The sequence below is a fragment of the Rhodoferax ferrireducens genome, assembly GCF_003347515.1.
In the GTDB taxonomy this organism is placed as follows: domain Bacteria; phylum Pseudomonadota; class Gammaproteobacteria; order Burkholderiales; family Burkholderiaceae_C; genus Rhodoferax.
This window is the reverse complement of sequence record NZ_QEII01000298.1, coordinates 135,915-151,503: the sequence shown is the minus strand read 5'-3', so window position 1 is coordinate 151,503 and position 15,589 is coordinate 135,915. Positions and strand designations below refer to the sequence as shown.

Below are 15,589 nucleotides of genomic sequence, written 5' to 3'. Positions count from 1 at the left end.
CTCATGCCCACTCGAAAATCGTTGGTATTCTCCTTTCTGGATCGCTATGTGAGTCTGCTGATCGGCGTGGTGTCGTCCATGGTCATAGCGCGACTGTTGACGCCGGCCGAGATCGGGGTCTTTTCAGTCACTATGGTGCTATTGATGTTTGTGGCCACCGTCCGTGACATGGGTGCAGGGCAGTACCTTGTGCAAGAGAAAAATCTCACGATCGAGCGAATCCGCGCGGTATGGGCCGTGCAGCTAGGTCTGGGCCTTGGGTTGGCGTGCGTGGTGGTGCTGGCCAGTTTTCCCGTCGCGGTGTTTTACAACGAGCCCCGCATGCGTGACATCATGCTGCTGGTCGCTTTGAATTACGCTGTCAATCCCTTTGGCTCGCTCACCTATGCCTGGTTAATGCGGGAAATGCGTTTCGAGAGCATTGCGTTAATGCGTTTCTCCGCAGCACTGAGCGGGGCGCTGGTGTCAACCTGGTTGGCCTGGAAGAACTATGGCCCCATCAGTCTGGCGTATGGATCACTTGCTTCTACGATTGTCAATGCGTTGATGGCGGTTTACTTTCGGCCCAAATGTTTTCCATGGCTGCCGGGAGTGGGTGAAATCAGACGCGTTTTGGTGTTTGGCTCACAACTTACCGTCAGCTCCATCGTTGGTGTTATGTCGGGCAGCGCTCCGGAGCTTCTGCTTGGAAAGTTGCAAGACCTGACTGCGGTGGGCCTGTATTCGCGCTCCAGTGGTCTGGTGCAGATGTTTTACAGGCTTTTTGTAGATGCCGTAGGCGCAGTGTGCCTGCCCTGGTTTGCCAGGCAATCGCGTGAACGGGACAGCTTTGTTGACCCATTTCTGAAAGCGACGTCATATGTCACAGCATTTGGCTGGTCTTTTTGTTTCGCTGTTGTCTGTCTGGCGCATCCGATTGTGCGTGTCTTGTACGGTAATCAATGGGATCAATCCGTTGATCTGGCGCGTTTGTTGGCTGTAGCGATTGCTTTCAGCGTGCCGACTGCTTTGTGCCAGACCGCGCTGCTGTCATCCGGCGCGGTTACGGCCATTGCCCGCGTGACGATTTTCAGTTCGCTCCAGAGCGTGGTGTTTGTAGCACTCAGCGCTTCGCATGGCCTTATGCCGTTGGGTTTTGCCATGATCGCATCCGCAGCGGTGAGTGCCGGCTTGTGGCTGCGAGCAACGTTAAGGCACATCGACCTGCCACTTCTTGTGCTATTGCGCACATTGCGCCGGAGCATGTGGGTTGCCTTGCTGGCGGCGATAGCGCCTGTGGTGGCTTTACTAACTTATGGACCCTACCCAGACGCCGTTGTCATGCCACTTGTGCTGGGCGGCGCAGGTGGTCTGGCAGGTTTTGTCGTCGGCATCATGATTTTTCAGCATCCGCTGCAGGATGAAATCGTGGGAATCTGGTCAAAAGCAAAACAACAAGCCGCTAAAACCACGTGAGATGTAAACATCCTTACTCTGGCCGTATCTTTATATCCTGATGAGCCATCCAACCGCACCCTCAGTAAGGCCGCTTGTCCGCGCGGCCTCCCAACGTTCAACATATCTGTTTGTTCTACCCTGGTCCCTCGCCCATTTGGGCGGGGTCAATCAAGTGATCATCAATCTTGCTCGCGAAATGGTGAAGTCCGCCGTTTTTGATCCGATAGTGCTCATTGCCGACTGGAGTGCCATTGATCCCATTTGGGAGGAGGTCAACGGCTTGAAAACAGTACGTTGGCGTATCCGACCCTACCCGTCAAAAATGGGTATAAAGGAGGGGCTTGTATTCTGGTTATGGGAGCAGCGATTTTGCCCCGCGTTTCGGCGATTTTGCCGCGAACACCGAGTAGCTGTAATTAACCCGCACTACCCTGGATCTACTGCCTTTGCATTAGATCGCATCACGAATTGCTTTGACACTTTCATTCCCTTGATCCTTTCGTTTCATGGGACCGACGTGAATAGTCTTCGAAGTGCATCGGCCGATACAATCGCACAATGGCGGCGACTACTCCTGCGTGTCTCTGGAGTGGTCGTGTGTTCAGACGAGCTATCAAGAAGGCTTACAAGAATTCTTGGTATCGAAGTGGTTCCGCGCGTAATTCATAACGGCATCGATGCATCGGCATTTACTGCCATGGCGGGATCCCAGATACCTACTGGTGAGCGGTTTATCCTCAATGTTGGCAAGTTTGAGCAGACGAAAGGCCAGGATGTCCTGATCGAAGCCTATGCCGCCATTGCAGATGAATATGCTGACGTAGACCTCGTCTTTATCGGAGCGACCGACAACGCACTGACGTCATTGCAGGAACAATGCCGTCGTAAGGGTGTTGCCGAGCGGGTTCACTTTTTTCCAGACACGCCGCATTACAGGATGGCTGAGTTCTTTCAGCGGGCCACAGTTTTTGCACTCCCCAGCAGGCAAGAATCGTTTGGCATTGTGCTGCTGGAGGCTGGTGCGTTTGCCTTGCCGGTAGTCGCCTCACGTGTAGGGGGTATCCCGGAGATATTGACTGATGGCGTCACAGGGCGGCTTGTTGCGCCAGACGATCCTGCTGAATTGGCGCTATGCCTTCGATCACTTCTTGACATCCCAGCAACGGCCCAAGCCATGGGTAGACGCCTGCAATATCGTGTACTTACTAATTTTACCTGGACTGCCGCGTTGACAAAGTATGCTGCTTTGCTAAATGAAGCAAGAATAAACCGTAATGTGAGCAGAAAATGACCTGGCTAGAGTTTTTTTTCAGCGAACAATTTATTGGTCATAAGACAATCAAACTCAATCAGTCTCAACGATTTGTCGTGAGAAACCGGGAACATGCCGCTCAACTCAAAATTAGCGAGCATTAAATACTCTATGACCTCTCGAAAGTCGGGCATACCCTTATACAAAGGCATGATTGCTGCCTCAGTTTGCATGGCCCGGAAATTCCTCAAAAAATTGGCTGACCCTTTAAGAACTTCAAGGTCAAATCCTTGCGTATCCAGTTTTAGATAAGGAGCGCTAAATTCATGCTCCTTAACTAAATCTTCAAATATACCATCCATTGTTTTAATACAAACTTCTTCCATTCCAGACACCGAATCGGCACTCCAATAATCCAGCACGGCATCCTTACGCGGTTCAAGAAAAGAATTTAATCCCGGAGATTTTGTGACATTTATTGAAGCCATTCCGGGCGTGCTCCCGAGAGCAAAATCAAATATTCGCCATTTGGAGTCCGATGAAGATCGCATTTTAAGAATGTCGACGTACTTGCTCACAGGCTCAAATGAGAAGATCCAGCCCCTGAAACCGACTTCATCCCGCAAGAGGTCGTGATACTGCCCGAGATTGCCTCCAACATCGAAGGCACAATCGATTTTGTACGTTTCAAAAATCGCCTTCAAATGGCGGGCCAAGGGTTGGATTCCGAATCTCCAGGACGGAATCAACTCATAATGTCGTGAGTTCGCCAGCTTGACCAGCGTCGTTCGTAAATACTTCTTCAGCACCATCCTTAACTTCCTTTGGTAGACATTCAGACCTAATGTAAGAAGTCTAAAATGTTTGTATATCGGCTGGCATGAGCCGGCATCTCAGGCGACCATGACAAATGAGAAGACACCTATAACATATCACTGAGTTCTGAGATTGAAGTGCGTTCTATCAATGAATTCTGTACAAGCATGCCCATCCCGGAGCTGAATGGGCGGCCAGTTTCATGGCACGGAGTTAGCAGGCTGCTGAAATATTAGTCTGCATAACGTCCTTCGCCGCCCGGGTGAGCGGAGTATTTTGGAGCTGATTTCGTAATTTGAAAACTTGGCTCATTTGAGGTCAATATCGGGCTCTTTTGAGGTCGTTTTGCATCGCTTTCCTGCCACTATGTCGTCTGCAGACGGATTTGTTCCTGGGTGCGCATACGCGTGAGGTTGTAGGCCGCCATCGTCAGCACAAATAGCTGGTCTACCCTTTTCAATCCACGCACCATGACTTGGCGAATCGGGCCAATGAACTTGGCCCAACCAATTCCCTGTTCGATGAGCTTGCGCTTTTGCTGCGAGATTGCGTAGCCATCGCTCTGGGCGACGCTGTCTGGCACCGCTGACTTGCGGTTGCTGGTGTTCTGCGCCACATGGGGCAGCGCCTTCATCTCCGTCAACGCCTCAATGAACTCTGCTGCGTCGTAACCCTTGTCGGCACCCAGCGTGATTTGCGCCTTCTCGTCAGCAACCTGCTTTGCATCGGTAATCATTACCTTGGCGGCTTCACGCTCGGCATAGCCATCTGCTGTGGTGACCACAGCGCTGGCAATCAGGCCATGGCGGTTGTCGCTCAGGGTGTGCCCCATGAAGCGCAACTCACTGGCCGTGTTGCCCTTGCGGTATAGCCGTGCATCAGCATCGGTGGTGGACTCGTGGGTGTCGTTGCTGCGGCTCTTGCCTTTGAAGTTTCCCGTGTCATCGTCGCTGCCGTCTTTGCGGGCGAAACTCTTGTGGCCGGCCCAGGCCTGAATCAGCGTGCCGTCCACGCTGAAGTGTTCACCTGAGAGCCATTCATTCTTGTTGGCAATCGCCAGCACTTCGTTGAAGAGTTCGATGACAGCGTCATGCGCAATCAAGCGCTCACGATTCTTGGTAAATACCGTGGGCACCCAGACCGTGTCGTCCATGGACAGGCCTATGAACCAGCGAAACAGCCGGTTGTATTGGGTCTGCTCCATCAGCAGGCGCTCCGAGCGAATGCTGTAGAAGATTTGCAGGAGCATGGCGCGCAGTAGCTTCTCCGGAGCAATGCTTGGACGACCACCTTTGACGTCGGCGGCGTACATGCCAGACAGCAGTGGCTCGATGTTCTTCAATGCCAGATTTACCATCTCGCGCACGGCGCGCAGGGGATGGCTAGCCGGCACGAAGTCATCCAGACGACGCATGGTGAACAAGCTCTCGGTGAAGGTATCGGCTCCGCGCATGGTCTGGTGGTCTTGGGGCTTGCAATATTGCCTCGTCTATAACGTTTGAGGCGTGGCAGGGGTCGACCTTGGAGCGAGGTATTTCAGCAGCCTGTTAGAAGACTTCATTGGACACAAAGAGCAATCCTGACGACTGGCGTAAGCGTACTACACGAGATTCTGAGTCAAGTACCGTCGAGGCCCACCTCAAGCCCCATCCATCCACTAAGCAGAATGGTCTTGGCAAACTTAAAGTTCAGGCGGTCGGGTCACCATGCCTCCATCAGGAAAGGCATCGCGCGATTTCTTTCGCGCCGCCTAACATACTCCTGAATCCGTGACTGCGTATTCCGGTGAACGTGACCACTGATTCCGGCAACGTGACCGGTATTCCGGCGAACGTGACCGAAGGTCGGTGTTGCGCGTTTTAATTTTATGCCGGCTTGCTTTTTCGGCTGTTTTCCGTTGTCTGGAGTTGGTTTATTTTTGAACAAATGGGCCCCTGCCAGGCCGCCGGAGGCCCCCCCTGATCGTGGTGGATTAGTTGGCGCTTCTCTATTTTTAGTCGCGTTGCGGCTAGTGCTGAGTGGTAGTGCGGGACGACAATGCTAGATTGTCGATTGTCGCATTACTAGTACATCAACACGCAAGTTTGGAAACATAATGTCGTCCCAGCTTTCGATCCGCATCCTGCCGAGTGAAGTTCCACTCGATGGTTTGTTTGTCTTCGTTGCGCGCTTGCTGCCAGGCCTCGACTTCGGATTCCAGAAGTTCCCGACTGGCAATGCGCCGATCCAGGCATTGGCGGCTGAGGATGCCGATCTCGATCTCCGCCATGTTCAGCCAGCTTGCGTGCTTCGGGGAGTAGTGAAATTGCACGCGACGCAAGAGCTTCGCGGCCGCGCGCTTGCCAAGCACATCGTCAAAGCACCTTCTGAAGTGAGTGTTCAGGTTATCGAGCACCAAGTGAATTCGTCGTGCCTTGGCGTATGCGCCAGTGAGCAACTCATCAATGAAGGCAACGAAGTCAATCTTGCCGCGCCGCTCGGTGACCGGGACGATTCGCTGCCCTGCTTTGGGCTCGACGGCAACGAACAGATTGGCGGTGCCGTTGCGCACGTACTCGTAGCCCTGCTTGCTTGGGTTGTGCTGCGTCATGGGCAACGGTTCGTGGCTGTGAGCAATAAGTTGCAGGCTCTTCTCGTCAATGCAGATGACGGATTCGGCTTTGGATATGGGACGCGCATACAGTTCGAGCAGAGCATACATCCGGGCACGGTACTCCTCGGTCAACGCCCCGATACACCACATCACTCGGCGCCAGGGCTTGAGATCGTTTTTTTGAGCATGCGCCGCACGGTTTCCCGACTCACGGATTGCATGCCAGGCTCTTGGCGAGCGGCTTGTTCAAGTTCGACCATGGTCCATCGCTGGTGTCCCTTGGGTGGGGTTGAGCAGGCCAGGGCAATCACACGCGCCTCGGCGGCGTCGGTGTCGTACTGACGCGGGCGTCCTGAACGTGCCATATCGAATACCGCCAATTCCAAGCCACCTTGCAAATACGCGGCACGGGCGCGCCATACGGCGGTACGACCAATTCCCAGAACCTCCATGATCTGGGCTTCGGGTATGTCCCGGTCCAGGCATGACAGGACATGAGCACGATTGACCTCGCGCGCCTGATGCACGCCCTTGCTGCGAATTGCTTCGATAACCGAGCGATCCTCCTCGCTCAACTTCAGTTCCGTCTGACGCATGACCACTCCCGTGTATGCCGGATGGCGATAACTGGAGTGTATTCATGTTTCGTTATTTACATGTCACTGTACTAGTCAGCATCCAGCCACTGTTGCAGACGGTATGGGAAGACGCTCGATATCCAACCTAGAAACGCCGGTGGCGTAACGTTTAATCGGGGCGGGCCGTCTCGTCCAAGTAATCCGTCCCAAATCCCCAGCAGACAGGCATTGCTTTTCTCGGGCTGTCCATGCTCGCGCAGATTAGCGGCCGAGATCATGGCCCGGCTGAGGAGTCGTAGCCGAATCCGGCGTCGAAATTCTGGGGGAGTGTGCAGCAGATAAACTAATAGAGAGTTACGAGTCATCAAATAGAACCAATAAGGTGGGCGCTCATCAAAGACGGCCTTCCGCCGAAAGTGTTGAATAGATACTGAAAATGCCATTCTGCTGGACCAGCCTGCTTTCGAAAGACGAGCGCAAAGTTCGCCATCTTCACAATAGGCAAACAGGGACTCTGCCAGAAGTCCGGTAGCTTTCAGAGCAGTGGCTTTGAAAAGAGGGGCTGTCCCCCAAACAACAAAATCGCTTGGATGACTCGCCTGCATTTCTTTCGCCTCGGCGGGATTACCAGCGTTCCTGGTTTCGAGCTTTTTCCAGTCCTGGACTGCGCCAATAAAGTCAACAATTCCTTCGTCGTAGTGGGCATAAATCAAGGGCGACACGACCCCACACTCCGGAGATTCTGAAATGGCCTGGAGCAGGCCAGCCAAAGTGTCGGGCTTCACGATGGCATCGTTATTCAACAACCAGATGTAGTCGGCCTGCCGTTCAATGGCCTGCCGGATGACTACGTTGTGGCCCGCTGCGAATCCCGTGTTGGCCTCTTGGCGAATAAGTGTGATAGCTGTATTGGCCAGCCCTTGTTGCAGAACGGCCCAGTCGGCAGGGTTAGAGCCGTTGTCAAGTACCACGAGCGTGACGGTTACATTGCGGGAGACGGCGCTTTTGTGAACGGCATGCACACAGTGGAGCGTGCGCGCCGCATCGTTCCAATTCAGGATGCTGATAAACACGCTAGTCATGGTAAGTCCTGGGTTATTGAGATAGGGCAGCGCTGGACTGTGTCAATCAACATATCCTCGCCCTGGATGTTGAGGTAGGTATCGTGCTGGTCGGCAAAGCGGGCTGGGTAAACCCTCGGCTGTGGCCGAACTGCGCCGCGATATCAGCAATGTCAAAACGGCAAAGCCGACTGGTACCCGCACGCCCAGCGAGACATTCCTGCCATCGAGCAAAGGCAGATCGACTAGTGACAACTTGTGAAACCAGCGGATGTAAGGGGACGCGGGAATGACAGTCTCCTCAATGTATAGCGTTATAGCTTTATCATCACATATGGCTCGCCGCCTGGTGTTGACAGGCGTCAATGCGGCGCCGGGCCATGTGCCAGCGGCTGGCGCGTCGTGGCATCGTCGAGCACGCTTTCGAGCGTTTGCACTTTGCCTTCGCCGAACTTGGCGTGAAACATCTTCACTCCAGTTCACAGGCCGTGGCCCCGAGGCGTTTTTTTGAGGTAGAAGAGGCGTCGCCGCAAACTTTGAATAATCGGTTTCAAATCAACCGACAGTCACTTCCTAACCGCGCCGCAGAATCAGCCGTCTACACGCTCGCCGCTCTGTGCAACACACCAGATATGGACATTGAACGCCTGACGTCGCTGGGCTGGAAGTGAGACTGCGAGATGCCTACCGCTGGCTTGCTGAGCACTGCACTCTGAAGAATTTGAAGTCCGTGGCCTTGGCAACACAAGTTTTAGACCTGAATTCGTGACCTCAATTCACACAAAAATATTTCCAGCTGAATTTCTCCAATAGTCGTAAGCGATCGACGAATACCGTCCGCAAGAACGGTATTCGTCGGTCGCTTACCATTAAACGCTCGGCGTTGTAGGTGGAAACTATTGCGGAGACCAGAATATCGTTCATAGTAAAACCTTAGTTAGTCGGCCCTGTAAAATTCACTCACTATTTAGTCGGCCCTGCAAAATTCGCTTTTCAATCAGGCGGCATAAACGCTTGGGCCAAAAATCGGTTTCTTGACATTCGTCGTACGGTCCAAGCAATCTCTCACGCGTGCTGTCCACGCGCTCCCAGTTGTCCCGTATAGCGCTGCCATGCCCCATTGCTGCAACAACGCGGCCTGCCACAGGCGCAAAAAACCCGCCCCTATACCCAGGCGAGCAATGGCGCGCAGCAGCCAGCGTAGGTTGTAGCCCGCGGCACAGCTGATGGAATGCAAGGCGTCCCCAATCGACCCTTTGAGCCAGCAGCGCTCCATGCGGTGATCCGACTTCAAATGTCCAATGGCCGGCTCGATGGCTGGGCGCCGTTTGAGCCAGCCCTTTTGCTGCGCGCTCAGGCGCTTGAACTTGCCGCGATGAATGATTTGCTGGTCGGGGTTATCGGCGTCCACGCCGCGAAAGCCCAGATCGACCACGATGTGCTTGAGCTTGACCGGCAAGTCCTGCATCAAATTTGTTGCCTGCTCCAGGACAGCGCTCAGGATGTGGCCGTCGTAGGGGTTGGCGGGGAAGGTGCGTGCACCCAGCATCAGGCCATGCTGGTGTGAGACCACCACCGCGCTCTTGACACCAAACTCGTAGGGTTTGCGTGCCTTGCCCTTGCCAATGCACTCGACCTCCGGTGCATGCAGCGCGTACAGCTTGTTCTTGCTGTGACGCTGTTGCGTGCGGATGCGCTCAGCGCGCCCAATCCACATTGACAAATCGCTTACAGCCTTGGGCTGGTCGCACGAGAAGTCGGCGCCTTGTGTTTTGCGTTGCACCTCGCGCATGACGATGCCCAGAATCGTGCGCTGGCGTTTGAGCACGCGGCGAAGACGCCGGAACTGCTTGGCATGGGCGTAACCGCCGGCCTTCCAGTGCAAGGCTTTGCCTTCTTTGGCAAAGGTCTGTTTGAGTTGGATGCCTGCGCGCTTGGCGGCACTGACTACCTTGTGGCGGGCGATCTCCAGCAAGCGGCTGTCTACCGGGTGCGCGATGGCCTTCTCCTGGACTGTGGTGTCGACAATCACGCGCTCCAGATCTTTGGGTTTGACGGCCTCCATGGCGACGGCCGTGTCGATGGTTGCCTTGAGCAACAGCTCCAGGCCATCTTCGCCCAAGTCGCGGCGAAAGCGCCCAATCTGTGTGGCATCGCAGGGCAGGCGGTGCTTAAAATAGGCCATGCCGCTGAAGAACTGCCACGGGATGTTCTCGCTCCAGCGCACCACCAGTTTTTCGTCGCTGAGGTTGAAGCTGTGCTTGAGGTACAGCAGGCTGGCCATCAAGCGAACGGGCAGCTTGGGGCGTCCGGCGTTGCTGCGACCTGCTCCCACCAAAGTCTCGGTGCTGCCAAACATGTCCTGGTCTTTGAGGACTTGACCTGTGCGATGCTGGTGTTCGAACTTGGCCGCCACGGCCGCTTCGATCTGACTCCATGGCAGCCGAGTTGCCAGCACCGCCAAAGGGTCGTTCAGGTTGATCATGGCGTCAATGTGGCTGCGGAAAAAGTCACTCGTTTCCATCTTCAAATCCCTCAGAAATCGATTCCCGATAAAGCGTTTCTTGAGGGATTTGGTGCACACAATTCACACAAAAAATCTAGTGTTCATGCGGGTTGGCGGGGGGGGTGCCGGGCCGACTAGTTAATCAGCGCGCTGCTGAATAGCGAATAAGTCTAGACGCAACCAGAGGCAGACGTCCCTGCCTCTGGTTTTTCCAACACTGCGACAAAAATTTCACCCTCTAGATCGTTGCTTCGGCATGACAGTCGCTGGACTCCTTTGGTCAAAAGCATCAGCCGTGGCGATCCCTGTATTCTCTGTTCAGACTTGCCAAAAGATCCTTTCCAGCGGAACAAGAAACCGGCCTCTGAAAAACACTTATGCAATTGCCATTGGCTCAGGGGGGTGATGTGCCCATCGACTTGGTACTCGGTGTCGGAAAACCATAGAAATGTGCCCGAGCGCAAGAAGCTCGCTATGGACGCGGGGCTATCAATATTCGGGGTAGACAAGACGAGCTTGCCACCAGGTGCAAGAAGCTTGAAACACTCGCGTGCGAAATGTCTTGGATTTTCCAGATGTTCGATGATTTCCGAGGCAATAATGGCTTCAAAAGAGAGCGAGTATTCATTCGAAAATAATTCGTTCAAATTTGAGGTGACAAATGGTATGGAGCTGTGAAGCTTAAAGTTTTCTGTAACGTAATCTGTTGCAGTAACCTGATACCCCATATCGCTTAGTCGTTGGCTCATAGCGCCGCTACCTGCTGCGATATCCAATAAAGAACTGCCAATTTTCATATGCTTGAGTGTGACAGCTGCCAAAAATTCGTGCAACCCTGGTAGCGCATGAATTCTTAATCCCTTATAACTGTTTGATTCTGATAATGGTGGTTGGTTTAAATTTCGATATGAATCGACAATGACCGTACTGGCGTGTCCTGGATCTATTTCCATTTCGGAATCCTTGGTCAACTATAGTGAATAGTTTGATATTGTTTGAGAAGAATCTATGATGAACAGGCGTAAAGGATAGCTTCAATTAATTTCGGATAGTTTCGATGTATCGCATTACCCAACTCGTAAGCCACAGGCTAGTAACTCCTTCCAAGCCGACATATTAAGTGGCCTTTTGATAATCCATTGAAATGTTTTTTTTAAGGCACAGTCGAATAGTTTTTGACTGCGATAAAAATAACATTGGTCCTGCATCACAAAATCGAAACGTCTGGTCAATATGATTTTATAAATATTGCTGGAAGTTTCTTTCAATAGCAACTCAATCATGGCGTCTTCGTAGAGGTATTTGGGAGTGTTGCCATGGGTAAGACTGCCTGAATGTATGCGGTAGAAAGAGACCTCAGCCTTAGTCATCCATAGGTCAGTATCAAAAGCACATTTGAACCAGAGATGGTAGTCTTCAGCGCGAAGCAACTGTTCGTTGAACATGCCCTTTTCAACGATTAGAGTGCGTAGGATCAGGACCGTTGTGGTTTGAATCATGCAGCTATCGCCAAATTCCTCGACTGGCCGAGGTAAGCACTTTATTTCTGGTATGTTATTTTTTTGGTCAAGATCCGCTATTAGATTTTCAGCGGTTGCAAAAACTGGCTTACCTTCTATGCTGGTTGTCGGTTTTAGCAACCGAAAATGCGCGCCTGTCCACTTTACATTTTCGTTTTGCATAATGCAACGCCATCGCAGTGCCAGGGCCTGTGGAAACCAAATGTCATCCGAATCCAGGAACCCGATCCATATGCCACGTGCCCTGTCGATTCCGGTGTTTCGAGCGCCGGAAGCACCTTTGCACCTTTGATTCGAGATAACGTGAATTCGAGAGTCTGAACATGTAGCTCCACCGAGAATTTCAAGCGTTTTTGGATCATTGCTGTGATCATCCACAACAATTAATTCGAATGATGGCAACTCGCAATCGAAGAGGGCTTCTTGGTTCAAAATAGAATTGATTGCTTCAATCAAAAATGAACCTGTATTGAAGACTGGCATGATGATTGAAACCAATGGGAAGGTTTGTTTATTCATTTTTTCCAGTAAATCGGTATGGAGTTTTATCCAACTTTGGATGGGTGATTTTTTCACAACTTTCCAAGCAGTATTCTGACAAGAGAAATCGGGGCAGTCAGGTAGGTCAATGGATCCATTTTTAAGTGCTTTGCGAGCAGCTCTAATGGCAGTTTTTGCCGGTGCGTAATTCGATGAATCAGGTCGCGGATAAATGCGCTTTGCAAATCACGCACACAGGTTTGAATGTGGGTGTGCTGGGGGGCCGTTAGCGTAAACAGTTTGGCTGTAGTTTTTCGATACTTGAGTTCATTGTGTATGCGCAGCAGATGTTGTTCGCTGCCCCAGCCGGCGCTGGCATAAACATTAACGCCCTTGCCGTAGCGGGCTTCAGATTGACTGGAAAATGCGATTTTTGTGCCTTTGTGAACAAGCTCCATCCAGAATAAATAGTCTTCCCCCGCGTTCGTGAACTCGACTTTGAAGCGCTGATTGGAAAAGCGGTTGAAGTTGTAAACAACCGTTGAGGTGCCAATGAGATTGCCCCGCATGATCTGGTCGAGCATATCGCCCTGGTAGGCATGCAAACCTGCAGGTAAACCAGGCAAAACTGGATGCTGGGTGAGTTGGATTCGACCTGCTCGTTCAAAGGCGTTGGTGGTTTGCCCCAGTTGGTAGTGATCGGCAAAATAAAAGTCATAGCCACTGTCAAGTGCGGCAATTGCTCGCGCCAGATGGTCTGGCGTCCATTCATCGTCAGAGTCCAGAAACGCGACGTAACGGGTGCCGGGTGGGGCGTTGTCCAGCCCTGTGTTGCGGGCGGCACCGGGGCCAGCGTTGGGCTGCTCGATCACTTGCACTGGGTGGGGGATGGGGCCCGCACTGGCAAGCTCGGGGCCTGCTGGGGCGGGTGATGCATCGTCCACAACAATTACATGCACGGATAGCGGGCAAGCCTGCTGCGCCGCGATGCTGGCCAGCGCCTTGGCCAGAATGCCGGGCGATTTTTGATAGTAGGGGATGATGACGGTAATCATGCGCTAGGGCTAGGGCTAGGGCTTGTCGTGTCCGCCTTGCGACGGCGGACTTCGGCCCATTTTTTTATGAATGGCCAGCGGTAGACCGTCAGGTGATAAACAGTTCGCTTTTGGTCGGTCAGCTTGGTGTGCCAGTCCATGAGGCGGCCGAAGTACTCCACGCGCTTGATTTGGCCCTGCTGGTGGATCTCTTGCAGTTCGTTTTCTCGCAAAAGAAAAGCAGGTGAATAGGTTTGAATCGATTCGTCGTAAGTGGTCTTGAGGACAACCAGTGTGCCTTGGCGTATCAGGCAAAGATTCATGGCAACGACGCGGTCGTCGAACAGATACTGGTAGACGACCGCTTCACCCTGGAGACTGGCGTGCTCCAGTAGCTCACGGTAGTAGCGACCCTGGGCATTGTCGGGGTGGATGGCCGTGCCATTTTGTGCTTTCCAGCCGGCGCTTTCCATGCTGCCGTAGCGTGCGATGGCAGGGGCCATGTCAGCGTGGTCGCGCAATACCTGCATGGTTAATTTGACGTTGTCGGCAAGCAGCTTGACGCGCTGTTTGCGCATGTTTTGGCGGAGGTTTTTCCCGCGCGCGCTCCAATAGTCGTCGAAGCTGCCTTGGATATCAATCCAGCCGGTGTCGATGTAGTCAGTATGCTGGCTGTCGGGGTTGTCTTCGGCGCGTGGGGCGATGTGCGGGTCAACCTGGGTGATGGAAAGCCCGAGGCAAAAACCCAGTGGGCCCCGCAACAGGCTACGCGTGACGTCCATTAACTGCAAGCGAGCCTCTGCAACCCAGGCGCCCAGTGGCAGTTGGGAGGGCTGAAAAGTACGCCATTGAAATTTGCCCTGAGGGCTAAGCAGGACCATCGTCACCACAGTCGTTCCGTCATACCCGACGAGAAGCCTTTCGCTGCCATCGCCCAGAATTTTTAGCGCAGAAACGATGGCGTCGCCGGCCAGAAAAGGAAGGTTGCCGCGCGCTGCGTTCAGCCGGTCCCAATCCAGTAATAGTTGGCCGTCTTGTTGGAGGGATGAGGCTGGAAGGTTCTTCCAGAGAATGCGTGAGGTTGACATTACGTGGTATTTCTTTGGGGTTGCTACTGTGCAACGGCAGTCGCCGGGACGTTATGGGGGGATAGCAAGCTCAGTATGGAGTGGGACGTTCGATCAATATCCGCTTCGCTAAGGTCTTGGTGGCAAAGCAATTGCAGTACGTGCTGGCTCCACAGTGGACCCACATCACGGTCAAGACGGGGTGTTCCCGGCCAGATTCTGTCCCACCGAAATACAGGCAGTTCCAGGGCTCTAAGCGCGGGGTAAACACGGTCGGCATCGTCGACCCAGAGCGGAAACACGTAAGGAGCGATCTTCGAAAAGGGTGTCGTGTTCAAGGGGAAAAGTGGTATTGCACCGCGGACGCCCTCAAAGTACTTGGCATAACTGGCAAAATTTTCCTGTCGTCTGACGACCATTCGTCCTCGGGGCAATACCGACTTCAAGGTCATTGAGGCCCAAAGTGGAGATTGAGAGATGCGTGCCATGTCGCAATCCCGCATCATGTTGGTCGCCGTGGTATCTGGCGTAGTCACCGCCTTTGTTTCAAGCAGAAAATTCGAATTTTTAAGCTGGAAGAGCAGGGACAGTGCGTGGTTGATGCCGGCAAATCGGTTGTACTTTGTTGCCAACTCAAGTACGTCTACCCAGCCTTTGAGCTGCGCTTTGAAACTGGGGGGTGAAAGCCGAAGGCGGACGATAGGACGATGCGCCGAGGCAAGAAGTCCGCCTTCCGGCACAGGCAAAAATTTCGAAAGGCTGGCGGTCGAAAAATCGCCCCAAGCACCAATCGGTCGCTCGCCGGCCTCGCCAAAATAGCAATGGGCGCAGTCTTCGATCAATGCAATCCCGCGCTCGTCGCACCATTGACGAACTTCAGCGAGTGACCTCGCCAACCCGAAATAGTGCGATACGATCATGGCTTTACTTTTGTTTGCCGTGGCCGCATCAATGGTGTCAAGGTTTGGTAGCCCGTCAGCCCCTATTCCAAAATAGGCGACGGTCAAGTTAGCTAACAAAACTGGCGCAACCATGGTCGGGCAGTGGTAACTTGGAACCAGCACGGTACTTTCCGGAGGGAGTTGAAGTTGCAACAGGGCATGGTAGATGGCAGCGCGTCCGCTGGTTGTAAATTCGGTGTGAGTCAGATTCTCAATACTCGCGATGCCCGGGGAGTCAACAATCTTGAAGCTCGACCAGTCCAGGATGGGGCCGCGTGGAAGGGGTGTCAGCGACACGGGCATG

The 15,589-nt window shown here is 53.2% G+C and carries 13 protein-coding genes; 2 read left to right on the top strand and 11 right to left on the bottom strand.

Annotated features, from left to right (window positions below; translation table 11 throughout):
* Window positions 1-3: 3 nt before the first annotated feature.
* Both C5P05_RS21140 and C5P05_RS21135 read left to right on the top strand, forming a co-directional pair.
* Window positions 4-1,455 carry an oligosaccharide flippase family protein gene (locus C5P05_RS21140; RefSeq protein WP_157979418.1) on the top strand — a complete coding sequence of 484 codons (1,452 nt, stop codon included), beginning with the start codon at window positions 4-6 and terminating at the stop codon, window positions 1,453-1,455.
* A gap of 40 nt (window positions 1,456-1,495) precedes the next feature.
* Window positions 1,496-2,728, top strand: coding sequence for a glycosyltransferase family 4 protein (locus C5P05_RS21135; protein WP_114971814.1), 1,233 nt, complete (start codon window positions 1,496-1,498; stop codon window positions 2,726-2,728).
* A 5-nt stretch (window positions 2,729-2,733) separates the two neighbouring features.
* On the opposite strand, the gene C5P05_RS21130 is transcribed toward C5P05_RS21135, so the two are convergent.
* The 11 genes from C5P05_RS21130 to C5P05_RS21080 all read right to left on the bottom strand — a co-directional run bounded on the left by C5P05_RS21130 (window position 2,734) and on the right by C5P05_RS21080 (window position 15,588).
* A complete protein-coding gene (locus C5P05_RS21130; RefSeq protein WP_114971813.1) occupies window positions 2,734-3,501 on the bottom strand; it encodes an FkbM family methyltransferase in 768 nt (255 codons plus the stop codon).
* Between the two features lie 368 nt (window positions 3,502-3,869).
* Entirely contained in the window at window positions 3,870-4,958 is a 1,089-nt protein-coding gene (locus tag C5P05_RS21125; protein ID WP_114971812.1) for an IS5 family transposase, read from the bottom strand.
* A 618-nt stretch (window positions 4,959-5,576) separates the two neighbouring features.
* Complete coding sequence (locus tag C5P05_RS21120; protein ID WP_114971811.1) at window positions 5,577-6,248, bottom strand: IS630 family transposase; 672 nt, start codon at window positions 6,246-6,248, stop codon at window positions 5,577-5,579.
* Window positions 6,248-6,694, bottom strand: a complete 447-nt coding sequence (locus C5P05_RS21115) for a helix-turn-helix domain-containing protein (RefSeq protein WP_114971960.1) — start codon at window positions 6,692-6,694, stop codon at window positions 6,248-6,250. The genes C5P05_RS21120 and C5P05_RS21115 overlap by 1 nt, the downstream gene beginning before the upstream one ends.
* A 71-nt stretch (window positions 6,695-6,765) precedes the next feature.
* The gene (locus C5P05_RS21110; RefSeq protein ID WP_114971810.1) at window positions 6,766-7,758 is read right to left on the bottom strand and encodes a glycosyltransferase; all 993 of its coding nucleotides are present in this window, start codon (window positions 7,756-7,758) and stop codon (window positions 6,766-6,768) included.
* 976 nt (window positions 7,759-8,734) lie between these two features.
* A complete protein-coding gene (locus C5P05_RS21105; RefSeq protein ID WP_232834602.1) occupies window positions 8,735-10,261 on the bottom strand; it encodes an IS5 family transposase in 1,527 nt (508 codons plus the stop codon).
* Between the two features lie 152 nt (window positions 10,262-10,413).
* Entirely contained in the window at window positions 10,414-11,196 is a 783-nt protein-coding gene (locus C5P05_RS21100; RefSeq protein WP_114971809.1) for a class I SAM-dependent methyltransferase, read from the bottom strand.
* A gap of 114 nt (window positions 11,197-11,310) precedes the next feature.
* A complete protein-coding gene (locus C5P05_RS21095; protein ID WP_157979417.1) occupies window positions 11,311-12,339 on the bottom strand; it encodes a glycosyltransferase family 2 protein in 1,029 nt (342 codons plus the stop codon).
* On the bottom strand, window positions 12,336-13,298 hold the full coding sequence (locus C5P05_RS21090) for a glycosyltransferase family 2 protein (RefSeq protein ID WP_114971807.1): 963 nt from the start codon (window positions 13,296-13,298) through the stop codon (window positions 12,336-12,338). Before C5P05_RS21090 ends, C5P05_RS21095 begins: the two co-directional genes overlap by 4 nt.
* A complete protein-coding gene (locus C5P05_RS21085) occupies window positions 13,295-14,365 on the bottom strand; it encodes a GNAT family N-acetyltransferase (RefSeq protein WP_114971806.1) in 1,071 nt (356 codons plus the stop codon). The genes C5P05_RS21090 and C5P05_RS21085 overlap by 4 nt, the downstream gene beginning before the upstream one ends.
* Window positions 14,366-14,388: 23 nt before the next feature.
* Window positions 14,389-15,588, bottom strand: a complete 1,200-nt coding sequence (locus tag C5P05_RS21080; protein ID WP_114971805.1) for a DegT/DnrJ/EryC1/StrS family aminotransferase — start codon at window positions 15,586-15,588, stop codon at window positions 14,389-14,391.
* Between the last annotated feature and the right edge of the window lies 1 nt (window position 15,589).

Bases quoted from the DNA above. Each gene is read 5' to 3' on its own strand.
- C5P05_RS21140 (WP_157979418.1), top strand. From the start codon at position 4: ATGCCCACTCGAAAATCGTTGGTATTCTCCTTTCTGGATCGCTATGTG.
- C5P05_RS21085 (WP_114971806.1), bottom strand. From the start codon at position 14,365: ATGTCAACCTCACGCATTCTCTGGAAGAACCTTCCAGCCTCATCCCTC.
- C5P05_RS21100 (WP_114971809.1), bottom strand. From the start codon at position 11,196: ATGGAAATAGATCCAGGACACGCCAGTACGGTCATTGTCGATTCATAT.
- C5P05_RS21110 (WP_114971810.1), bottom strand. From the start codon at position 7,758: ATGACTAGCGTGTTTATCAGCATCCTGAATTGGAACGATGCGGCGCGC.
- C5P05_RS21090 (WP_114971807.1), bottom strand. From the start codon at position 13,298: ATGATTACCGTCATCATCCCCTACTATCAAAAATCGCCCGGCATTCTG.
- C5P05_RS21115 (WP_114971960.1), bottom strand. From the start codon at position 6,694: ATGCGTCAGACGGAACTGAAGTTGAGCGAGGAGGATCGCTCGGTTATC.
- C5P05_RS21080 (WP_114971805.1), bottom strand. From the start codon at position 15,588: ATGCCCGTGTCGCTGACACCCCTTCCACGCGGCCCCATCCTGGACTGG.
- C5P05_RS21125 (WP_114971812.1), bottom strand. From the start codon at position 4,958: ATGCGCGGAGCCGATACCTTCACCGAGAGCTTGTTCACCATGCGTCGT.
- C5P05_RS21120 (WP_114971811.1), bottom strand. From the start codon at position 6,248: ATGTGGTGTATCGGGGCGTTGACCGAGGAGTACCGTGCCCGGATGTAT.
- C5P05_RS21105 (WP_232834602.1), bottom strand. From the start codon at position 10,261: ATGGAAACGAGTGACTTTTTCCGCAGCCACATTGACGCCATGATCAAC.
- C5P05_RS21130 (WP_114971813.1), bottom strand. From the start codon at position 3,501: ATGGTGCTGAAGAAGTATTTACGAACGACGCTGGTCAAGCTGGCGAAC.
- C5P05_RS21135 (WP_114971814.1), top strand. From the start codon at position 1,496: ATGAGCCATCCAACCGCACCCTCAGTAAGGCCGCTTGTCCGCGCGGCC.